Annotated in this window: 18 protein-coding genes and 1 pseudogene; 9 read left to right on the forward strand and 10 right to left on the reverse strand. The window is 69.1% G+C overall.

The genetic code is table 11. The annotated features are described in order from the left end of the window. The first annotated feature begins 18 nt into the window (after positions 1 to 18). Positions 19 to 1167 carry a rod shape-determining protein RodA gene (rodA, locus tag CY652_RS11425; protein ID WP_102130895.1) on the forward strand — a complete coding sequence of 383 codons (1149 nt, stop codon included), beginning with the start codon at positions 19 to 21 and terminating at the stop codon, positions 1165 to 1167. A 164-nt stretch (positions 1168 to 1331) separates the two neighbouring features. Here rodA and CY652_RS11430 read toward each other — a convergent pair whose 3' ends face one another. The 5 genes from CY652_RS11430 to queC all read right to left on the reverse strand — a co-directional run bounded on the left by CY652_RS11430 (position 1332) and on the right by queC (position 5113). After that, positions 1332 to 2111 (reverse strand): tetratricopeptide repeat protein, encoded by a 780-nt coding sequence (locus CY652_RS11430; RefSeq protein WP_102130825.1) that lies wholly within the window; start codon positions 2109 to 2111, stop codon positions 1332 to 1334. Next, positions 2108 to 2890: an HpcH/HpaI aldolase family protein gene (locus CY652_RS11435; RefSeq protein ID WP_102130896.1), complete on the reverse strand. Its 783-nt coding sequence runs from the start codon at positions 2888 to 2890 to the stop codon at positions 2108 to 2110. Before CY652_RS11435 ends, CY652_RS11430 begins: the two co-directional genes overlap by 4 nt. Before the next feature lie 333 nt (positions 2891 to 3223). Beyond that, the gene (gene queD / locus CY652_RS11440; protein ID WP_102130897.1) at positions 3224 to 3667 is read right to left on the reverse strand and encodes a 6-carboxytetrahydropterin synthase QueD; all 444 of its coding nucleotides are present in this window, start codon (positions 3665 to 3667) and stop codon (positions 3224 to 3226) included. Positions 3668 to 3676: 9 nt separating this feature from the next. Continuing rightward, entirely contained in the window at positions 3677 to 4309 is a 633-nt protein-coding gene (gene queE / locus CY652_RS11445) for a 7-carboxy-7-deazaguanine synthase (RefSeq protein ID WP_102130826.1), read from the reverse strand. A gap of 72 nt (positions 4310 to 4381) precedes the next feature. After that, the gene (queC, locus tag CY652_RS11450; protein ID WP_102130827.1) at positions 4382 to 5113 is read right to left on the reverse strand and encodes a 7-cyano-7-deazaguanine synthase QueC; all 732 of its coding nucleotides are present in this window, start codon (positions 5111 to 5113) and stop codon (positions 4382 to 4384) included. A gap of 562 nt (positions 5114 to 5675) precedes the next feature. Between queC and CY652_RS11455 the strand changes: the two genes are divergently transcribed. From CY652_RS11455 to CY652_RS11475, 5 genes are all read left to right on the forward strand, one after another. Next, the gene (locus CY652_RS11455) at positions 5676 to 8054 is read left to right on the forward strand and encodes an ATP-binding protein (protein WP_102130828.1); all 2379 of its coding nucleotides are present in this window, start codon (positions 5676 to 5678) and stop codon (positions 8052 to 8054) included. Between the two features lie 51 nt (positions 8055 to 8105). Next, positions 8106 to 8822 (forward strand): methyl-accepting chemotaxis protein, encoded by a 717-nt coding sequence (locus CY652_RS11460; RefSeq protein ID WP_102130829.1) that lies wholly within the window; start codon positions 8106 to 8108, stop codon positions 8820 to 8822. Beyond that, a complete protein-coding gene (locus CY652_RS11465) occupies positions 8819 to 9367 on the forward strand; it encodes a hypothetical protein (protein WP_102130830.1) in 549 nt (182 codons plus the stop codon). Before CY652_RS11460 ends, CY652_RS11465 begins: the two co-directional genes overlap by 4 nt. 11 nt (positions 9368 to 9378) lie before the next feature. Next, the gene (locus CY652_RS11470) at positions 9379 to 10356 is read left to right on the forward strand and encodes a chemotaxis protein CheX (protein ID WP_102130831.1); all 978 of its coding nucleotides are present in this window, start codon (positions 9379 to 9381) and stop codon (positions 10354 to 10356) included. A 67-nt stretch (positions 10357 to 10423) separates the two neighbouring features. Beyond that, positions 10424 to 10789, forward strand: coding sequence for a response regulator (locus tag CY652_RS11475; protein ID WP_102130832.1), 366 nt, complete (start codon positions 10424 to 10426; stop codon positions 10787 to 10789). 100 nt (positions 10790 to 10889) lie between these two features. Here CY652_RS11475 and CY652_RS11480 read toward each other — a convergent pair whose 3' ends face one another. Both CY652_RS11480 and CY652_RS11485 read right to left on the reverse strand, forming a co-directional pair. Next, positions 10890 to 12323 (reverse strand): MFS transporter, encoded by a 1434-nt coding sequence (locus tag CY652_RS11480; RefSeq protein WP_102130833.1) that lies wholly within the window; start codon positions 12321 to 12323, stop codon positions 10890 to 10892. 92 nt (positions 12324 to 12415) lie between these two features. Next, on the reverse strand, positions 12416 to 13270 hold the full coding sequence (locus tag CY652_RS11485; RefSeq protein ID WP_102130834.1) for an FAS1-like dehydratase domain-containing protein: 855 nt from the start codon (positions 13268 to 13270) through the stop codon (positions 12416 to 12418). A gap of 296 nt (positions 13271 to 13566) precedes the next feature. On the opposite strand from CY652_RS11485, the gene CY652_RS11490 reads away from it, so the two are divergent. The 3 genes from CY652_RS11490 to CY652_RS11500 are packed head-to-tail and all read left to right on the forward strand — an operon-like array spanning position 13567 to position 17291. After that, positions 13567 to 14736: an acyl-CoA dehydrogenase family protein gene (locus tag CY652_RS11490; protein WP_102130835.1), complete on the forward strand. Its 1170-nt coding sequence runs from the start codon at positions 13567 to 13569 to the stop codon at positions 14734 to 14736. Positions 14737 to 14748: 12 nt separating this feature from the next. After that, entirely contained in the window at positions 14749 to 15939 is a 1191-nt protein-coding gene (locus CY652_RS11495) for a CaiB/BaiF CoA transferase family protein (protein WP_102130836.1), read from the forward strand. Continuing rightward, positions 15936 to 17291: an MmgE/PrpD family protein gene (locus CY652_RS11500; RefSeq protein ID WP_102130837.1), complete on the forward strand. Its 1356-nt coding sequence runs from the start codon at positions 15936 to 15938 to the stop codon at positions 17289 to 17291. The genes CY652_RS11495 and CY652_RS11500 overlap by 4 nt, the downstream gene beginning before the upstream one ends. Before the next feature lie 48 nt (positions 17292 to 17339). Here CY652_RS11500 and CY652_RS11505 read toward each other — a convergent pair whose 3' ends face one another. From CY652_RS11505 to CY652_RS11515, 3 genes and pseudogenes are all read right to left on the reverse strand, one after another. Continuing rightward, positions 17340 to 18230 carry a LysR family transcriptional regulator gene (locus tag CY652_RS11505; RefSeq protein WP_180970545.1) on the reverse strand — a complete coding sequence of 297 codons (891 nt, stop codon included), beginning with the start codon at positions 18228 to 18230 and terminating at the stop codon, positions 17340 to 17342. Positions 18231 to 18406: 176 nt separating this feature from the next. After that, the gene (locus CY652_RS11510) at positions 18407 to 19336 is read right to left on the reverse strand and encodes an NAD(P)-dependent oxidoreductase (protein WP_102130839.1); all 930 of its coding nucleotides are present in this window, start codon (positions 19334 to 19336) and stop codon (positions 18407 to 18409) included. Positions 19337 to 19372: 36 nt separating this feature from the next. Further along, positions 19373 to 20603, reverse strand: a pseudogene (locus CY652_RS11515) (alpha-hydroxy acid oxidase). Positions 20604 to 20625: the final 22 nt, after the last annotated feature.

The following is a 20625-nucleotide window of genomic DNA, read 5'->3' on the forward strand; positions in this document are numbered from 1 at the left end:
AACGGCATGTCCACCCCCCTGCAATTCGACAAGCGCGCCGTGCTCGAACGCGTGAAGACGATGTTCGTCGGCTTCGACCGGCCGCTGGCGCTTACCGTGTTCCTGCTGCTGTGCGTCGGCATCGTGACGCTCTACAGCGCGACCATCGACATGCCCGGCCGCGTCGAGGACCAACTGCGCAACATCATGCTGACGTTCGTGCTGATGTGGGCGCTCGCTAACGTGCCGACTACCACGCTGATGCGCTTCGCGGTGCCGATCTACACGTTCGGTATTGCCTTGCTGGTCGCGGTCGCGATGTTCGGCCTCACGCGCAAGGGCGCGAAGCGGTGGATCAACGTCGGCGTGGTGATCCAGCCCTCCGAGATCCTGAAGATCGCGACGCCGCTGATGCTCGCCTGGTACTACCAGCGGCGCGAGGGCGCGATCCGCTGGTACGACTATCTGGTCGGCCTCACGATCCTCGCCGTGCCGGTCGCGCTGATCGCCAAGCAGCCGGACCTCGGCACGGCCGTGCTCGTGCTCGCCTCGGGCCTTTACGTCATCTATTTCGCGGGCTTGAGCTTCAAGCTGATCGTGCCGGTGCTGATCGCGGGTGTGATCGCGGTCGGGTCGATCGCGGCGTTCCAGAACCGCATCTGCCAGCCCGACGTGAGCTGGCCGCTCATGCACGACTATCAGAAGCACCGCATCTGCACGCTGCTCGACCCGGAATCCGACCCGCTCGGCCGCGGCTTCCACACGATCCAGGCCGTCATCGCCATCGGTTCGGGCGGGCCGTTCGGCAAGGGCTACCTGAAGGGCACGCAGTCGCACCTCGAGTTCATCCCAGAAAAGCACACGGACTTCATCTTCGCGGTGTTCTCGGAGGAGTTCGGGATGGCGGGCGGCCTCGTGCTGCTGACGCTCTACATGGCGCTGATCGCGCGCGGCCTCTACATCGCCGCGAACGGCGCCACGCTGTTCGGCCGGCTGCTGGCCGGCTCGCTGACGATGGCGTTCTTCACCTACGCGTTCGTCAACATCGGGATGGTGAGCGGCATCCTGCCCGTCGTCGGCGTGCCGTTGCCGTTCATGAGCTACGGCGGCACCGCGCTCACGACGCTCGGCATCGCGGTCGGACTCATCATGAACGTCGGCCGGCAGAAACGGCTGATGCAGAGCTAGGGCGCGCCCGGCGCAAAGACGGTTTCGCGTTTCGCGTTTCGCGTTTCGCGTTTCGCGTTTCGCGTTTCGCGTTTCGCGTTTCGCGGCAAGCGGCAAGCGGCAAGCATCGCAGCGCGGGCATGCCCGCGCTTGCGCGCCGTCCGCGATCGCCCCTTCCCCGCTCCCTATTCCTCGACTACCGGGCCCTTGTACGCCTTCCCGGCGTCGCGGCGCACCTCCGTCGTCAGCTCGTCGTACTTGAGCCGCGCCACGGGATCGCCCTGGACCGCCGCCGCCGCATAGTAGGCGCGCGCGATGTTGATGTTCTTGCGCACGCCGTCGCCGCCGCGCTCGTAGAACGAGCCCGTCACGTATTGCGCGGTCATGTCGCCGCCGTGCGCCGCCTTCTTGTACCAGTAGAACGCCTGCCGGTTGTTGCGCGGCGTGCCGCGGCCGTCGAGGAACTGGTTCGCGAGCGCGAGCTCCGCCTGCACGTGGCCCTGGTTCGCCGCGCGCAGAAACCAGTAGTGCGCCTTCGCCGGATCGCGCGCGACGAAATCGCCGTCGTCGTACATCCGTCCGTAGATGTACTGCGCGTGCGACATGTTCGCGTCGGCTGCCTTGCGCAGCCATTTCCGGCCTTCGTCGACGTTGGCCGCGGTGCCCTCGCCGTTGACCAGCATCATCGCGTAGTCGAACTCGGCGAGACGGTTGCCGTGCCCGGCCGCGACGCGGAATTCGGCGAGCGCGACGGCCAGATTGCCGGCGTTGTAATCGGCCACGGCCGCCTGGGTTTCCGGGTCCGCGTCGGCCTGCGCATGCCGCTGCGCGGCCGGAGCGGCCGGGGCTGCCTTTACTGCCGCGGCGCCTGTCAGACAGACGACGGCCAGCGCGCCGAGCGCGGCGGCGCGAACGCCTTGCGAACGCGCGAGCGCGCGCGCGACGACCAACCGGATCGACTTCATGAACGAACCTCCTGCAACGCTTGCCGTGTGGCGCGCAGCAGCCAGATCACGTCGGCCGCGAGCGCGATGAAACTGAATCCCATCTCGCGATACTGGCGCGCGCTGGCCGTATCCATCGCGAAGATGCCGGTCGCGACGCCGGCGCCGCGCGCCGCCTCGACGATGCGCGCCATCGCCTCGTGAACCTGCGGGTGCTTCATGTCGCCGAGGTGGCCGAGGCTCGCGGATAGATCCGCCGGGCCGACGAACAGGCAGTCGACGCCGGGCGTCGCCGCGATCTGCGCGATTTCGTCGAGCGCGGAGGCCGACTCGATCTGCACGATCGTCGCGATCTGCGCATTCGCGCCCTGCAGATAGTCGCGCCGCATGCCGTACGCGGCGGCGCGCACGAGGCCGGCCACGCCGCGCTCGCCCAGCGGCGCGTCGGCGTCGCGATAGCGGGTCAGGCGCACCGCCTGTTCCGCCTGCGCGGCCGAAACAATGTCGGGAAACATCACGGTGCGCGCGCCCGCGTCGAGCACGCGCTTGACGAGCCACGGCTCGCCGGCCGGCACGCGCACCACGGGCTCGGCCGGCAGGTGAGCGGCGGCGATGGCGCGCAACTGGGCGGTGACGTCGGCGCTGTCGTTGGGCGCATGCTCCATGTCGATCAGCAGCCAGTCGAAACCGGCGTGCGCGAGCGCTTCGGCGGCGGTTTCGCTGGCCATCGACAACCACAGCCCGAACAGGGGCTCGGCCTCTTGCAGGCGCGTCTTGAGGGGGTTCGTGAACGTGCTCATCGCCATCTCCCGGTGAACATGCGGCGGCGCGGCCGGCATGTCTCGCTCCATCGTCAGGGCAAAGCAGCAACCGGGACGATCATACCGCGACATAACGCGCCTCGCCGGCGAGCCGGAAGCACGGCGCGAAGGGCTAACGGGGACGGAAGCGGAACCGGCGCGGCGACGAGCGGCGCGGGTTGGCCGGCACGGCGACGGCCGGCGGGATGCGAGCGAAATGCCGGCGCAGGAAGAACGAAATGCCGGCGAGGAGGGAAAAAGACGAAACGATGCCGGAAAGAAAGACCAACCGCCGGGCCAACTGCGGAACGAGCCGCCGGGCCAACCGCAGGACTAATCGCGCACGACGTCGGCCCAGCAGTTCGGCGTCTCGTACAGGCGCACGCGATGAAGCCGCAGGTTGATGCCGTAATGGGCGTCGTAGACGTTCGCGAGAATGTCGAACGCGATCGCGGCCAGGTTCTCGACGGTCGGAATGCGGTCGAGCACCACGGTCTTGTGGCCGGGCAGCGAGTCGAGGAAGCGGCGCACCTGCGCGTCGCCCTCGTAGACGAGAAAGGCGTGATCCCAGCGGTCCACGAGGTGCTCGTTCGCGAGCGACTTCACGTCCGCGAAGTCCATGACCATGCCGCGGTCGGGCGCGCCTTCGGTTTCGACCAGATCGCCCTGCAACGTGATTTCGAGCACGTAGCGGTGCCCGTGCATGTTGCGGCACTGGCTGCGGTGATCGGGAATGCGGTGGCCCGCGTCGAATTCGAGTTTTCGGGTAATCGTCAGCACGGCGGCTCAGGGAATGTTCAGATACTTGTGAGTCTGCATCGACAGACGCCATTGCGGATGGCGCTTGCACCAGTCGATCGCGAGCTTCGTGTTCAACTCGCGCGACGGGCCGTCCATCGGCTGCACGAGAAAATGGCCGAAATCGAGCGTCGCATAGTCGGCGAGACGCTGGTTGTCCTGCGGGATCACGACCTTCAGCTCGTCGCCCTTCGTGACGACGAGCGGCGCATCCGCCTTCGGGCTCACGCAGACCCAGTCGATCGACTCGAGCACCGGCAGCGAACCGTTGGTCTCGATCGCCACCTCGAAGCCCGCCGCGTGCAGCGCGTCGACGAACGGCGCGTCCATCTGCAGCATCGGCTCGCCGCCCGTGCAGACGACGAAGCGATGCGCCTCGCCCGGCGGCCACAGCGAGGCGATCTTCGCCGCGAGGGCAGAGGCGTCGCGATATTTTCCGCCGTTCTCGCCGTCGGTGCCGACGAAGTCCGTATCGCAGAAGCGGCAGACGGCCCCGTCGCGATCTTCCTCGCGGCCCGACCAGAGGTTGCAGCCGGCGAACCGGCAAAACACGGCGGGACGACCGGCGTTCGCGCCCTCGCCCTGCAACGTGTAGAAAATTTCCTTGACCGCGTAAGTCATGCCGCTATTCGTCTGCTGGTTTGTCCGATTCGTCCGATTTGTGCCTGATTCGCCCGCTGTCCGCCGTCGCCGTCAGACCGGCCCGCTCACGTTCTCGCCGGCCAGGAACGCCTCGTGGCCGCGCTTGCGCAGCCGGCATGCCGGGCATTCGCCGCAGCCGAAGCCCCAGGCGTGCAGCGCACCGCGCTCGCCGAGGTAGCACGTGTGCGTGCCGACGCGGATCAGCTCGACGAGCGCGTCGCCGCCCAGTTGTTGCGCGAGCCGCCACGTGTCGGCCTTGTCGAGCCACATGAGCGGCGTCTCGAGCACGAAGCGGCTGTCCATGCCGAGGTTCAGCGCGACCTGCAGCGCCTTCATCGTGTCGTCGCGGCAGTCGGGATAGCCCGAAAAATCGGTCTCGCACATGCCGCCCACAAGCACCCGCAGGCCGCGCCGGTAGGCGATCGCCGCGGCGATCGTCATGAACATCAGGTTGCGTCCCGGCACGAACGTGTTCGGCAGCCCGCTCGCGGCCGTCTCGATTTCGATGTCGCGCGTCATCGCGGTGTCGCTGATCGAGCCGAGCACGGAGAGGTCGATCAGATGATCGTCGCCGAGACGCGACGCCCAGTCCGGGAACGACTGCGCCATCGCCTCGCGCAGGCCGGCGCGGCAGTCGAGTTCGATGCGGTGCCGCTGGCCGTAGTCGAAGCCCAGCGTCTCGACGGTGTCGTACCGGTCGAGCGCCCAGGCGAGACACGTGGCCGAGTCCTGGCCGCCGGAAAACAGCACGAGCGCGCCGTTTTTAGCGTCTGTTCGAGTCACCGCGAAGCTCCGTGAATAGGCCGGCGCGCCCCGCGCGGCGGGCCGGCATGGTCGGGCCGGCGGCTTGCGGCCGGCCCATGCAGTATAGGTCGAGGTCTCGCCGCACAGGGACGTCGCCCGAAGAAGGCGGCCGTGGAGAAAGGGGGACGTCCGGACCGGCGCGTTGGCGCGTTGCCTTTCGTTCAAACCCCCGCTTGAATCCCCGTCGAACCCCGATGGCGTGCGAAGCCGAATCGGCGATTTTATCATGCGCGACCGTTCAACCCCGGTCGGCACCGGCAACCGGCCGCGCGAACGGCAAGCCTCCCCGGCGCGCCGCGGCATTCGGGAACGCCGCGCATATTAAATAGAGAGAACGGCCCTCGCGCTGGAAACTTGAACGTTTTTCGCGCCTAAAAAACGGGGCCTTTTCAATCTCCGCATCGCGCCCGGAAAACGATGCCGCATCCTGTGACCGTCATCGTTACGTAACATCCGCTCCTCGATAATCCGTCGCTCGGCAAGCCATCCGCGCGCCAAAAGAATGACATGCCGATCCAAAACGCTACGGGAGTTACGGATCATGACCATTCGCCATCGCATCACGCTACTCGTGATATTGATGTTCGTCGCGCTGTCGATCATTGGCGCCTTCGCGGTTTATCGCACGCGCGAAAGCGCGGCCGAGGTCCGGCAGGTCACGCAGGGCGTCGTGCCTAGCGCGCTCGCCTCGGCCGATCTCGTCGCCACGGTCAAGGACATCGAGCTCACGACCATGACGCTCGTCTACGCGCCGGACGCGAACACGCTTTCGCAGGCGCAGGACCAGTTGAGCAAACAGGAAAGCGCGATGCGCGATGCGCTCGACGTGCAGGCGAAAGCCGCCGCCACCCACGCGCAGGTCGGGCTCGTCGCCCAGGCGCGCCAGAGCATGGCCAACTACTTCTCCGCCATCTCCGACACCGCGAAGATGAAGGCCGCCGGCAACGACACGCTGGCCCAGGCCAATCTGTTCGCGAACGTCGGCCAGTACAGCGACGAGCTCGAAGGCATCGTCGAGACGCTGCGCATCGAGAAGAACCGCCAGAAGGACGACGCGATCAGCGCGCTGAACGATTCGCTGGCGACGACGACGCTCGCGATCGCCGGCGCGACCGGCGCCGCGATCCTGCTGCTCGTCGCGATCGGCTGGATGCTCTACCGCCAGATCACCCAACCGCTCAGCAGCATGCAGGCGATGATGAGCGAGATCGCGGCGAGCCAGGACTTCACGCGCCGCGTGCCGGTGGGCCGGATGGACGAAATCGGCCGCTCGATCGTCGCGTTCAACGAGATGATCGCGAAGATCGAGGAAAGCGCCGCGCAGCTCAAGCAGAAGACCGCCGACATCCAGGCGATGCTGCAGAACATGCAGCAGGGCATCCTGACCGTCGTCGACGGCGCGAAGATCCACGCCGAATACTCGGCCTATCTCGAGACGATCTTCGAGACGAACGAGATCGCCGGCCAGCCGCTCATGGCGCTCGTCTTCGCCCAGACCGACCTCTCCGCCGACGCGCTCGCGCAAGTCGACGCTGCCGTGGAGGCGTGCATCGGCGAGGACGCGATGAACTTCGAGTTCAACCAGCACCTGCTCGCGAGCGAGGTGAACCGGACCATGCCCGACGGCCGCGTGAAGACGCTCGACCTGAGCTGGTCCGCGATCACCGACGAGCACGACGTCGTCACGCGCCTGATGCTCTGCGTGCGCGACGTGACCGAGCTGCGCCGGCTCACGGCCGAGGCGGGCGAGCAGCGCAGCCGTCTCGAGATGATCGGCGAGATTCTCGCCGTCGGCCAGGACAAGTTCCAGCAGTTCGTCGAAAGCGCGTCGGGCTTCATCAGCGCCAACGAGCGGATCATCACGCAGCACGCCCAGGCCGACCACGGCGCGCTGGCCGAGCTGTTCCGCAACATGCACACCATCAAGGGCAACGCGCGCACCTACAGCCTCCGGCACCTGACGGGCATCGTCCACGAGACCGAGCAGCGCTACGACGCGCTGCGCCAACCCGACACCGACGAGGCGTGGGACCGCGACGTGCTCGCCGCCGACCTCGAGCGCGTGAAGCAGGCCGTCGACCGTTATGCGGAACTGCACGAATCGGTGCTCGGCAAGCATGCGGGCGCATCGACCAGTGGCGTGAGCGGCGCGGAACGCGAGCGGCTCGACGAGAGCCTGCGCCTCATCGACGCCGCGAACCCGGCCGACCTGCAGGCGCTGCAGGCGATGCGCGACGAGGTGCGCCGCCGGCTCGCGCTGATCGGCACGGAATCGCTGGCCGGCATGCTCTCGGGCCTGTTCGCGTCGCTGCCGTCGCTCGCGCAGGAACTCGACAAGGAAGCGCCGGAAGTGCACGTCGACGACAACGGCTACCGGCTGCGCGGCGAGGCGGGCCCGACGGTGCGCAACGTGTTCATGCACCTCGTGCGCAACTCGGTCGACCACGGCCTCGAGCCGGCGGCCGAGCGCCTCGCGCACGGCAAGGCCGCGGCGGGCCGCATCGACATCGAGGCGGGCACCGACGGCGGCGCGCTCCAGCTCACGCTGAGCGACGACGGCCGCGGGCTCGCGCTCGGCAAGATCCGCGAGCGCGCGATCGAGCGCGGCTGGCTCGCGCCCGACGCGAAGGCGAGCGACGAGGAAATCGCGGAACTGATCTTCATGCCGGGCTTCTCGACCGCGAGCCAGGTGACGGAGGTGTCGGGCCGCGGCGTCGGCATGGACGCGGTGCGCGACTTCCTCTCGCGCGAGAACGGCCGCATCGAACTGCGCTTCACCGATACGCAGCAGGGCGCGCCGTACCGCCGGTTCCAGACCATCGTGCATCTGCCCGGCCGCTGGGCCGTCGACAGCCTCGGCACGGCGGACCCGGCCTCGAGCGAAACGCAGCCCGACGGCGCGCTGTCCAGCCAGATATAGACCTACCAGGCAAGGAAGAAGGGAAACACTATCGTGCCGAATGAATACGGTATGACCGCAGCGGCATTCGCGCTGTTCGTCGCGGCGCTCGCGCTGGCCGCATGGCTCGGATGGCGGTCCGCGCGCGCCGCGCGGCGGCACCGCGAGGAAGTCGAGGCGCTCGCGCGCCGGCTCGCGGAGGCCGAGGACGCGCGCGCGCGTCAAACCGGGCAGCTCGACGAACGCGCGGGCGAATCCGAACGGCGCATCGCCGAATTGACGGGCGAACTCGAGCAACGCCTCGCCGCCGTCGAGCAGTTGCGAAACGAACTGGACGCGCTCGCCGCGCGCAATAACGAGTGGCGGCAGCGCGCCGAGCGCATCGCCGCCGAGGCGGGCCGGCTGAAAGGGCTGAACGCGACGTTCGAGCGCTGGCACGAGCAGATGAGCTCGCTGATGGCGCAGAACCGCGACATGCACAGCAAGAACGCAGAACTCTCGTCGATCGTCGCGCACGTGCTGATCGTGTCGCTGAACGCGTCGATCGAGGCGGCGCGCGCGGGCGCGGCCGGCCGCGGGTTCTCGATCGTCGCGGGCGAGGTCCGCTCGCTCGCCACGCGCTCGCAGGAGCTCTCGCACAGCTACAGCGACAGCCTGAGCCGCAACGATCTGGTCACGACGGCGACGTTCCAGGACATCCAGGCCGGCGGCAAGATGATCGCGGCCTCGCTCGCGAGCGTCGAGGCGCTCGCGAGCCAGCTCCACGCGCAATTCGGGCAGGCCGCATGATCAGCGCGCGAGCGGCGGAGAGTTTCGAACGCATCTTCCGGCAGTCCGCGCGCACGCGCCTGCCCGCCCGCGAGGGCAGCCCCTGCGAGATCGAGCCCGCGGCGCCGGCCGACGCCGCGAGCATCGGGCGCGAGCCGTCCGACATCATGGTGCTGACGATCTCGTCGATGACGTTCCGGCTGCTGATGGCGCTGCAGTTCCGCGACGACGAGCCGACCAGCCGCCACTATCGCGGCGACGACGAGCGGCCGCTGCTCGACGCGCTGATGGAAGTCAGCAACCTGTGCTGCGGCGCGCTGAACCAGCAGCTCGTCGAGCATTTTCCCGATCTGGGGATGTCGACGCCGTACGTGCTCGGCGGGCGCAGCCTCGGCCACTTCGACGAACTGAAGCCGGCCCACCTGGCGGCATACCGCGTGACGATCGACGGCGCCGTCGAGATCGGCGCGACGCTGTGCATCTGCGCGAACGCGCCTATCGACTTCGACGCGCAAATCGTCGAGACCGAAACGGCCGACGCCGGCGGCGAACTCGAACTTTTCTGAGGGGCAGGCGAATGGCAGACGATCTTTCCCAAACCGCGAGCCGGCCCGTCGCGAAGATGCTGGTGCTCGAGGACGATCCGGCGAGCGCCGAGGCCATCAAGCGCTTTTGCGACGAACACCATCTCGTCGCGCTGAAGGCGCGCCGGCATCGGCTCATGGCCGTGCTGCGCTCGAACATCGACCTCGGCGCGGTCCTGCTCGCCGAGAACTACGGCGGCGCCGCGGCCGACAGCGCGGCCGTCGCGCAGAGCATCCACGCGCTGCGCCCCGAGCTGCCGATCATCCTGCGCCGCCCCGGCGAACCCACGCTCGACGGCCTCGCGCCGACGCTGCGCGAAGTGGTCTGCGCGGCGTTCACGACGACCGACATGGCGCCGTTGCGCGCGGCCGTCGACGAATACCTGTTCAGCCTCGACTTCCCGAGCGCGCTCGTGCGCGGCATCTGCGAGATCACCGAGGCGCGCCTCGGCAGCCTGTTCCGCCGTCTCGCGGTGAGCCGCGAGACGGCCTACATCGTGCGCGACCGCATCATCTTCGGCGAGGTGTTCAGCCTCATTCCGCTCGAAAGCGCCTGGTGCCGCGGCTACATGATGATGCAGGTCGAGGAGGAACCGATGCTCGAACTGATCGCGCAGCTCGACGGGCACGAAGGCCGCGTGGACTTTCGCGACCTGAACAGCCTGCTCGGCGAGCTGACGAACCTGATCTGGGGCGCCTTCAAGGACCGCTTCATGAGCAAGCCCGGCGACGCCGCGCGCATGACCGTGCAGGTGCCGCTCCTCGTGAACCACCGGCATCGTTACATCTCGTTCGGCTCGAGCAACCCGCAGTTGTGCTTCAAGTACCGGCTGACCGACGAGGCGACGGGACGCTCGGTGACGGTCGACCAGCGCTTCGTGTTCAGCCTGAACTGGCTGCCCGAGGACTTCGCGGAAACCGTGTATGAGGTCGACGCGCTCGTCGACGGCGGCGAGCTCGAACTGTTTTGAACGACTTTTGAACGCGCGTGCGGCGCGGCGCGCCTCACGGCATGCTGGACGTGACTGGAGAGAAACGATGGCGAAGATCCTGGTGGTGGACGATTCGAGCACGGTGCGCGACGAGGTGGCGGGCTTCCTGACCCGCAACGGCCTCGACGTCGCGACGGCCGTGGACGGCAAGGACGGGCTCGGCAAGCTGAAGGCCGACCCGGGCATCCGGCTCGTCGTCAGCGACGTGAACATGCCGAACATGGACGGCCTGACGATGGCCGAGAAGATCCGCAGCGAACTCGGCAACACGAGCGTCAACGTGATCATGCTGACGACGGAAAGCAGCCCGGCGATGAAGGAGCGCGGCAAGGCCGCCGGCGTGAAGGGCTGGATCGTGAAGCCGTTCCGCGGCGACGCCGTGCTCGAAACGTTCCGCAAACTCGCGGGCTGAACGCAAAGCGCGGGACACCCTCCCGACCCGCGTCGTCATCGGGGCCGGGCGCGCGCCGCGTCCGGCCTTTCTTTTTCCCCCTCGTTTCTCCCCTGCTCCTTCACGAACGCCCGAACTTCTCGGCTTCGAACCCGGCCGGCAGCGCGTCGTCCGGCGCGGTCTCGCGCGTCACCACTTCGAGCGAGCGGCGCGTCGCCTTCACGGTGAACGGCAGCAGCATGGCGGTCAGCGCACCCGTGACGGCCATGAACAGGAACACCGTCGTGAAGCCCGAGCCGATGCCGCCCCACGCGTAGACGGCCAGCGCGAGAATCGGGCCGACCGCGCCGCCGAGGTGGCCGGCGCCGTCGGTCAGCGAAACGCCCGTCGCGCGCGCCCGGGTCGGGAAACTCTCGGCCGTCAGCGCGTACATCAGCGGCAGGAAGAAGCCGAGCGAACCGGCGAGCAGGAACACGGCCACGTAGATGAGGGCCGGCGCAGCGGCGACGCCGATCGCGACGAAGCAGACGGTCCACAGCAGCATCCCGGCCAGGATCGTGTGCTTGCGCTCGAACGTGTCGCCGATCGCGGTCGCGAGCAGCGAGCCCACGGGATAGCCGACTGAACTCGCGAGCATGAACAGGATGCTGCCCGTCAGCGTATAGCCCTTCGAGACGAAGAACGTCGGCCCGAGCCCGAGCCACGTGTAGGTGCCGATATACCAGACGAACCAGAGCACGAAGAGCAGCGCGAGGCGGCCCGCGAACGGCGGCTTGAACAGCGCGAAGGTCGGGAAGCCCTTCGCCTCGACTTCGGGCGCGGCGTCGGCGAGCGGCGGCAGCGCGCGGCCCGTGCGGCGCACGTAGTGGGCCTCGGCGGCCGCGACGATGGTCTCGGCGTCGGCGACGCGGTGCTTGCTGAGCAGCCAGCGCGGCGACTCGGGCAGCCACGGGAACGCGAACAGCGTGAAGCCGCCGAGCGCGCCGAGCAGGAACATCGCGCGCCAGCCCCACGCGAAGTTCGGCACGAGCGCGAGCGCGACGATCGGCACGACGCCCTGGCCGACCATCGCGAACACGTTGGCGAGCCCCGTGTAGCGGCCGCGCACGGGCGCGGGCGCCATCTCGCCGATGTACGCGGAGATCACGGCGATCTCCGCACCGATCCCCATGCCCGTGACGAAGCGGCCGATCACCATCGACGAGAGGCCCGACGAGAACGTCGTGGCGATGCAGCCGACCGAGAACAGCACGGTCGCCATCGCGATGCCGGCCCGCCGTCCGGCCGCGTCGGCGAAGTTGCTGTTCAGCCAGGCGCCGACCACGTAGCCGACGAGGCTCGCCGTGATCGGCAGCGCCTGCTGCTGGGTGCTCAGGTGCAGCACCTTGCTGAAGACGGGCAGGCCGAACGCGACGTTGGTGATGTCGAAGAACGCGATCAGGTAGCCGGCGCCGACGACCCAGATCACCGACATCGAGTGCGGCCACGCCGGCAGCCGGTCGAGTCTCGCGACGAGGTCGCGCGCCGACTGCTGCGCATGGAGTTCCGTTTGCATGAGTGTCTCCTCCCTTTCCGTTCTATTGAAATCGTGCGCCCGGCCGCTCCCGTCACGACGGGCTACATGACGCGCGCCCCGGCGGCGGCACGCTATCCGAACACCGCGTCGGCCTGCATCGCCAGTTGCCCCTCGACGCTCTTCGACCAGAGCGACGCGCCGTTCTCGCCCTCGGGCGTGCCGCACAGGAAGAACGGCGCGGTGTGGAACGTCGGGCTCACCGCTCGGTACGCGAAGCGCTTCACGGCGCGCCGGGGCACGTGGCGGCGCACGAGGTCCGCCAGCAGCACGGCGATCAACGGCCCATGCACGACGAGGCCGGGATAGCCCTCGACCTGGGTCACGTACGGATGGTCGTAGTGAATCCGGTGGCCGTTGAGCGTGAGCGCCGAGAACTTGAACAGGACAACTTCGTCGGGCGTGAATTTGCGGTCCCACAGATGCCCGGCCGGCGCCAGTTGCGTCGGCGGCGGCGCCGTTCCGGGCGGCGCGACGTTGCGGTAGACGATGTCCTGCTCTTCGACGAGCGCGGTCCCGCGCGGCGTCGTCAGTTCGTTGCGCACCGTGACGAACACGAGGTCGCCGGTGCGCCCCGCCTTGTGATCGACGCGCAGAATCTGCGCGCGGCGCGTGACGGTGTCGCCCACGCGCAGTTGCCCCGGATACTCGACGCGCCCGCCCGCGATCATCCTGCGCGGCAACGGCACCGGCGGCAGGAAGCCGCCGCGCATCGGGTGGCCGTCGGGGCCGACGAGCGAGCTGCGCACGACGGGCAGGAAGTAGAGCCAGTGCCAGAGCGGCGGCACGGCGTCGCCCGGCGACGCCGGCGCGTCGTCGCGATCGAGCAGCGCGTTGAGCGCGTCGATGGGCACGGGCGCGATCGTGTCGGTGCGCGTTTCCGTGCGGCCCACCCACTGCTTCAGATAGTCGATATCCACGTGTCGCATTCCCGATGATCCGGAAGAAAAGCCTGCTGCATCGAGTGCGCCGACACAATTCGAAAGTGCCTAAGCCCTGCTTAGCCCGCGGTTAAGGGGCCGCCGGCACAAGCCTTCGCGAGCGCGGGCCGCGCGCCGACCAGGGTAAGCGAGCATCGGTTAAGGGCACGCAAAGCGTCCCTTCCGAACTTCCGAATTGCCAGCCGCACACGGCGCGCGCATGCTGGCGATCCTCCGGCAGGCGCAGCGCACAGCAGGACCATTCATCTAAAAACCGCCGGCGAAGCAAGGAAGAGGACGCCCTCATGACATTCAAGGCATTGGGAGACGAAGGGTTCGGCGACATTCGCGAGGCGGTGCGCGACCTGTGCGCACAGTTTCCGCCCGACTATTTCCGCAAGATCGACGAAGCGCGCGGCTACCCCGAAGCCTTCGTCGACGCGTTGACGCAGGCCGGCTGGCTCGCCGCGCTGATTCCTCAGGAGTACGGCGGTTCGGGTCTCGGTCTGACCGAGGCCTCGGTCATCATGGAGGAGATCAACCGCTCGGGCGGCAACTCCGGCGCCTGCCACGGCCAGATGTACAACATGGGCACGCTCGTGCGCCACGGCTCCGAGGCGCAGAAGCGCCACTACCTGCCGAAGATCGCGAGCGGCGAGCTGCGTCTGCAGTCGATGGGCGTCACCGAGCCGACGACGGGCACGGACACCACGAAGATCAAGACCACGGCCGTGAAGCAAGGCGACCGCTACGTGATCAACGGCCAGAAGGTGTGGATCTCGCGCATCCAGCATTCGGACTTCATGATCCTGCTCGCGCGCACGACGCCGCTCGCCGAGGTCGCGCGCAAGTCCGACGGCATGTCGATCTTCATGGTGGACCTGCGCGAGGCGACCGGCCACGGCCTGGAGGTGCGACCCATCGCGAACATGGTCAACCACGAGACCAACGAGCTGTTCTTCGACAACCTCGAAATTCCTGCGGAAAACCTGATCGGCGAGGAAGGCAAGGGCTTTCGCTACATTCTCGACGGGCTGAACGCCGAGCGCACGCTGATCGCCGCCGAATGCCTCGGCGACGCGTACTGGTTCATCGAGAAGGTGACGAAGTACGCGAACGAGCGCATCGTGTTCGGCCGCCCGATCGGGCAGAACCAGGGCGTGCAGTTTCCGATCGCGCGCGCCTACGTGAACACCGAGGCCGCGAGCCTGATGCGCTTCAAGGCCTGCGCGCGCTTCGACGCGCACGAGCCCTGCGGCGAGGAAGCGAACATGGCGAAGCTGCTCGCGGCCGACGCGTCGTGGGAAGCCGCCAACGCGTGCCTGCAGTTCCACGGCGGGTTCGGCTTCGCGGCCGAGTACGACGTCGAGCGCAAGTTCCGCGAGACGCGCCTCTACCAGGTCGCGCCGATCTCGACGAACCTGATCCTGTCGTACGTCGCCGAGCACGTGCTCGGGCTGCCGCGTTCGTTCTGAGGAGGCGAAGCCATGCGACCGCTCGACGGCATCACCGTGGTCTCGCTCGAACACGCGATCGCCGCGCCGTTCTGCACGCGCCAGCTCGCCGACCTCGGCGCGCGCGTGATCAAGATCGAACGGCCCGGCGCGGGCGACTTCGCGCGCCGCTACGACGAACGCGTGCGCGGGCTCTCGTCGCATTTCGTCTGGACCAACCGCTCAAAGGAAAGCGTCGAGCTCGACCTGAAGGCGCCGCTCGCGGCCGAGGCGCTGCGCCGGCTCGTGGCAAAAGCCGACGTGCTCGTGCAGAACCTCGCGCCCGGCGCGGCCGAGCGGCTCGGGCTCGGCTTCGACGCGCTGCACCGCGATCACCCGACGCTCATCGTCTGCGACATCTCCGGCTACGGCGGCGATGGCCCCTATCGCGACCGCAAGGCCTACGACCTGCTGATCCAGAGCGAAGCCGGCTTTCTCTCGGTGACGGGCACGCCGGATACGCCGTCGAAGGCGGGCTGCTCGATCGCCGACATCGCGGCCGGCATGGTCGCCTACAGCCAGATCCTCGCCGCGCTGCTGCAACGCGGGCGCACCGGCCTGGGCGCGCGCCTCGACGTCTCGATGCTCGAAAGCATGGTCGAGTGGATGGGCTACCCGATGTACTACGCGTTCGACGGTCAGTCGCCGCCGCCGCGCGCGGGCGCCTCGCACGCGACGATCTACCCCTACGGCCCGTTCCCGGCCGGCGACGGCCGCCAGGTGATGCTCGGCCTGCAGAACGAGCGCGAATGGAAGGCGTTCTGCGAGGTCGTGCTGCAACAGCCCGAGCTCGCGACGGACCCGCGCTTCGACGCGAACTTCAAGCGCTCGGCCGCACGAGAGGCGCTCTCGGCCCTCGTCGTCGAACATTTTTCGCGGCTGACCGCGGCGCAGGTGATCGAGCGGCTCGACGCCGCGCAGATCGCGAACGCGCACGTCAACGCGATGGCCGACGTCTACGCGCATCCGCAACTGCACGCGCGCGGGCGCTGGGTCGAGATCGACTCACCGCAGGGCAGGCTGCCCGCGCTGCGTCCGCCCGGCTCGTCGAGCGCGTTCGAGGCGCGCATGGACGGCGTGCCGGCGCTCGGCCAGCACACCGAAGCGGTGCTGGCCGAACTCGGCTTTTCCGCCGCGCAGATCGCGGCGCTTTCTCACGCATCGCATACGGAGACACCGGCATGAGCACGCATCCCGGCAAGGAACTAGCCGCCTTCGCGGCGTCGCTGCAGTTTTCCGATCTGCCCGACGCGGTCGTCGCGCGCGCCGAGGACCTCTTTCTCGACTGGGCCGGCTCCGCGCTCGCGGGCAAGGGCGCGCGGCCGGTCGAGACGATCGAGGCGTTCGCGCGGCAGATGGGCGGCACGGGCGGCCACGCCGAGGTGCTGATCTCGCGGCGGCGCACGACGCCCTACTTCGCCGCGATGGTCAACGCGGCGGCGTCGCACTACGCCGAGCAGGACGACGTGCACAACGGCTCGGTGCTGCATCCGGCGACCGTGGTGTTCCCGGTCGCGCTCGCCGTCGCGCAGCAGGAGAAATTGTCGGGCCGCGCGCTGATCGCGGGCGCGGCGGCGGGCTACGAGGTCGGCATCCGCGTCGGCGAATTTCTCGGCCGCTCGCACTACCGCGTGTTCCACACGACCGGCACGGCCGGCACGCTGGCCGCCGCGGCGACGGCGGGCCGGATGCTGAACCTCTCCGCGGCGCAGATGCTGCACGCGTTCGGCTCGGCCGGCACCCAGGCGGCCGGCCTGTGGGAATTCCTGCGCGACGGCGCGGACTCCAAGCAATTGCATACCGCGCGGGCCGCCGCTAACGGACTGATGGCCGCGTTCCTCGCCCGTGACGGCTTCACGGGCGCCTCGCGCATCTTCGACGGCGCGCAGGGCATGGCGGCCGGCATGTCGGGCGACGCGGACCCGGCGCGGCTCGTCGACCGGCTCGGCACGCGCTGGGCGCTGGCCGAAACGTCGTTCAAGTACCACGCGTCGTGCCGGCACACGCATCCGGCCGCCGACGCCTTGCTCCTCGCGATGACCGAACACGGGCTCGCGGCCGACGACGTCGCGCAGGTAACGGCACACGTGCACCAGGGCGCGCTCGACGTGCTCGGCCCCGTCGTCGATCCTAAGACCGTGCATCAGGCGAAGTTCTCGATGGGCACGGTGCTCGGCCTCATCGCGCTGCACCGCAACGCGGGCCTGAACGAATTCGCGGACCAGTTCAGCGAGGCGCGCGTGCGCGCGTTCGGCGACAAGGTGCGGATGGTGCTCGACCCCGAGGTCGACGCCGCCTATCCGGCGCGCTGGATCGGCAAGGTGACGGTGACGACGACGGACGGACGCACGCTGCGCGCGCGCGTCGACGAGCCGAAGGGCGACCCCGGCAACACGCTCGCGCGCGACGAGCTGCGCGCGAAGGCGCTGCGGCTCGCGGCGTTCGGCGAGGCGGCGTCGGAGGCCGAGATGCGGCGGCTGTTCGAGCGCGTGGCCGCGATGCCGGAAATCGCGGAAGTCGGTCCGCTGCTCGGTTGAAGCGGAAATCGGCGCGAAGGTCGGCTCAACGAACGGGAGCCGGCGCGTTCAGCGCGCCTCGTTCGTCAACTGCGTGATGAGCTCGCGGGCGAACCCGGGCAGCGCTTCGAGGCTGCGCGTGCAGATCTTCAGGTTGCGCACGGCCCAGTCGTCGTTGAGCGCGAGAATGCGGATCTGCATCTGCTTCTCGTAGCGGCGCGCCGGCAGTTCGGGCAGCATGCCGATGCCGACGCCCATCTCGATCATCCGGCAGGCGGCCTCGAAGTTGCCGACGTGGATGCGCATGCGCAGCGGCCGGTTCAGCACGCGCGCGGCCTGCACCGAGAACGCGTGGATCGCGCTGCCCTCGGGCAGGCCGACGAAGTCGTAGTCGAGCGTGTCGCGGTAGTCGATGGCGTCGTGGCTCGCGAGCGGATGCCCGGCCGCGACCGCGATGACGAGCCGGTCCTGCCGGTACGGCATCACTTCGAGCCCTTCGGTCAGCACGTTGCCGGCGACGATGCCGATGTCGGTCATGCCTTCGCCGACGGCCTTCACGATGTCGCCGGAGAGGCGCTCGCGCAACTCGACGTCGACGTCGGGATGGCTGGCGAGAAAGCGGCTCAGCGCGGCCGGCAGCATCTCGGTGATCGCCGTCGTATTCGCCGCGATGCGCAGATGCCCCTTGACGCCGTCCGTGTAAGCTTGCAGGTCGCCCTTGAGACGCTCGATCTGCTGGAGCACGACGCGGGCGTGGTGCAGCAGCGTGTCGCCGGGCGGCGTCAGCGTGACGCCGGTGCTCGCGCGGTAGAGCAGCTTCGCGCCGATGCCGTCCTCCAGATTCTTGATGCGCAGGCTCGCGGCCGGCAGCGAAATGCCGGAGCGCTCCGCGCCCCGCGTAAGGCTGCGGCTCTCCGCGATGTTCACGAAGAGCCGCATGTCCGCCAGATCGAGATGCAGTGCCATCGGATGCTCCAGGTCATCCCGGCGACTTTAGGCCATCCCGCCGCCCGGCGGGAATACGGATTTCGCCTGGCGGCTACGGTTCTCGCGGTCGGGCACGGTCGCGCGCGCCGGGCCGCGGCCCGGGGGCCGCAGGCGCCGCGCCCGCCTCGCGTCTTGAGTTCAGGCGCTTTTCAGGACGCAGCGCGCACCGGCACGCCGTTCAGCTCGCCCACGACGTCGAACAGATGCGGCACGTAGCGGTCGCCGTGGCCGAGGTTGGTCGCAAGCAGATAGACCTGGCGCGCGGCCTCGGCGACGATCGCCGTCGACGCGTATTCGCCGGCCAGCCGCGTGTAGGCGCGCATGTCCTTCAACGCATTGCGCAGCGCGAACTGCTGGCCGCTGTCGTCGCCTTCGAGCACGAACGGCACGATGCGGTCGAACGTCCGGCTGTGCGCGCCGCTCAGCCGGCACAGGTCCGTGAACGCGCGCAGGTTCAGCCCCGCCTTCGCGGCCGTGCCGAACGCCTCGGCCAGCACGACGGCGTTCGCCTGCGCGACGAAGTTGTGGATCAGCTTCGCGCGATAGCCGGAGCCCAGCGCGCCGAGGTGATGGACCGTCTCCGCGAACGTGTCGAAGAGCGGCCGCACCGTCTCGACCAGCTCGGCCGCGCCGCCGACGAGCACGTTCAGGCGCCCTTCGCGCGCCTCCTTCGGCGTGCGGTTCACGGGCGCGTCGAGGAACTGCGCGCCGCGCGCCGCGAGCGCCGTCGCGGCTTCCTGCGCGAACTCCGGGTCGGCCGTCGTCGCGTCGACGACGATGAGGCCGGCATGCGCGCCCGCCAGCAGCCCCCGCTCGCGCACGAGCACGTCGCGCACCTGCGGCGTGCCCGTCACGCTGATCAGCACCACGTCCACGTCGCGCGCGAGCGCTTCGGCCGAGGCCGCCTCGGCGGCGCCGCGCGCCACCAGCGCCTCCACGGCGTCGCGGCTGCGGTGCGCGAGCACCGTCAGCGCAAAGCCGTGCGTCAGGACGTTGTGCGCGATCGCCTCGCCCATCAGCCCGAGGCCGATCATGCCGACGCGCCGGATGCGCGCGGGAATCTGGATCTTGTCTGTCATGGTCTTGATCTATCGTGTCGCCGCCCGGGCGGCATGTCATGGAAAGGAAGAAACCACCTGCATGCGCGGCTCGTCGGATTCGCGCGGCGAAGCATGGCGGGGCCAGTCGAGGTAGCGCGCGTCGAGCTCGTCCACGTCCGTGCAGCCGAGCAGCCCGAGCACGCGGTCCACCTCGCTCTTCAGAATCTCGATCGCGCGCGCGACGCCGCGCCGACCGCCGGCCGCGAGGCCGTAGCTCGTCGCGCGGCCGAGCAACACGCCGTCGGCGCCGAGCGCCATCGCCTTCACGATGTCCGCGCCGCGTCGAAAGCCCCCGTCGAGCAGCACCGCGAGGCGACCGTCCACGCGCGCGACCACCTCGGGCAGGACGTCCATCGCCGAGACCGCGCCGTCGAGCTGCCGCCCGCCGTGGTTCGACAGCACGATGCCGTCCGCGCCGGCGGCCACGGCCAGCGCCGCGTCCTCGGCGCCGAGCAGCCCCTTGAGGATCAGCCGGTTCGGCCAGCGCTCGCGCAGCCAGCGCACGTGCTCCCACGCGAGCGACGGGTCGAGCTCGCGCCAGCGCCTGGGCCGCGCCGCGCACGCTGTCCTGCCCCGGCGCGAGCAGGTCGCCCAGGTTCGCGAAGCGCGGCATGCCGTGCGGCACCAGCACGTCGAACATCCAGCGCGGATGCAGGGCCGCGTCGAGCCGGTTGCGCCAGTCGAGTTCGAGCGGCCGCGCGTAATTGCGCATGTCCCACTCGCGCTTGCCGAACACCGCGCTGTCGGTCGTCAGCACGAGCGCCTCGACGTTCGCCGCGAGCGCGCGGCGCGCCAGCTTCTCGACGAACGCGCGGTTGCGGTACATATAGACCTGCATCCAGACGCGCCCGCCCGCGCGCCGCACGACGTCCTCGAGCGACGTCGTCGACGCGTTGCTGAGCACGAACGGAATGCCGGCTTCCGCGGCCGCGCCGGCGAGCGCGAGGTCGCCCTCGTGCGCGAGCAGTCCGCTGAAACCGGTCGGGCCGATCAGGAACGGCGCCGCGCTCGGCTTGCCGAACAGCGTGATGCCGACGTTGCGGCGCGAGACGTCCACGAGCGAGCGCGGCCTGAACGCGATCTCGCCGAACACGTCGCGGTTGCGCCGCAGCGTCAGCTCGTCCTCCGCGCCGCCCTCGAGGTACTCGAAACAGAAGTTCGGCACGCGCCGGCGCGCGAGGCCGCGCAACTCGTCGATGCTGTGGGCCCGCGCCAGATCCGGGCCCGCGTATAAGCGCCTCTGCAGCAATTCTCCGCCCCCCGAATCG

Origin of the sequence: Burkholderia sp. WAC0059 (assembly GCF_002870125.1) — a bacterium.
Lineage (GTDB): Bacteria > Pseudomonadota > Gammaproteobacteria > Burkholderiales > Burkholderiaceae > Paraburkholderia.

Bases quoted from the DNA above. Each gene is read 5' to 3' on its own strand.
- CY652_RS11475 (WP_102130832.1), top strand. From the start codon at position 10,424: ATGGCGAAGATCCTGGTGGTGGACGATTCGAGCACGGTGCGCGACGAG.
- CY652_RS11480 (WP_102130833.1), bottom strand. From the start codon at position 12,323: ATGCAAACGGAACTCCATGCGCAGCAGTCGGCGCGCGACCTCGTCGCG.
- CY652_RS11435 (WP_102130896.1), bottom strand. From the start codon at position 2,890: ATGAGCACGTTCACGAACCCCCTCAAGACGCGCCTGCAAGAGGCCGAG.
- CY652_RS11430 (WP_102130825.1), bottom strand. From the start codon at position 2,111: ATGAAGTCGATCCGGTTGGTCGTCGCGCGCGCGCTCGCGCGTTCGCAA.
- CY652_RS11490 (WP_102130835.1), top strand. From the start codon at position 13,567: ATGACATTCAAGGCATTGGGAGACGAAGGGTTCGGCGACATTCGCGAG.
- CY652_RS11470 (WP_102130831.1), top strand. From the start codon at position 9,379: ATGGCAGACGATCTTTCCCAAACCGCGAGCCGGCCCGTCGCGAAGATG.
- CY652_RS11465 (WP_102130830.1), top strand. From the start codon at position 8,819: ATGATCAGCGCGCGAGCGGCGGAGAGTTTCGAACGCATCTTCCGGCAG.
- queE (WP_102130826.1), bottom strand. From the start codon at position 4,309: ATGACTTACGCGGTCAAGGAAATTTTCTACACGTTGCAGGGCGAGGGC.
- CY652_RS11460 (WP_102130829.1), top strand. From the start codon at position 8,106: ATGACCGCAGCGGCATTCGCGCTGTTCGTCGCGGCGCTCGCGCTGGCC.
- CY652_RS11510 (WP_102130839.1), bottom strand. From the start codon at position 19,336: ATGACAGACAAGATCCAGATTCCCGCGCGCATCCGGCGCGTCGGCATG.
- CY652_RS11485 (WP_102130834.1), bottom strand. From the start codon at position 13,270: ATGCGACACGTGGATATCGACTATCTGAAGCAGTGGGTGGGCCGCACG.
- CY652_RS11495 (WP_102130836.1), top strand. From the start codon at position 14,749: ATGCGACCGCTCGACGGCATCACCGTGGTCTCGCTCGAACACGCGATC.
- CY652_RS11500 (WP_102130837.1), top strand. From the start codon at position 15,936: ATGAGCACGCATCCCGGCAAGGAACTAGCCGCCTTCGCGGCGTCGCTG.
- CY652_RS11455 (WP_102130828.1), top strand. From the start codon at position 5,676: ATGACCATTCGCCATCGCATCACGCTACTCGTGATATTGATGTTCGTC.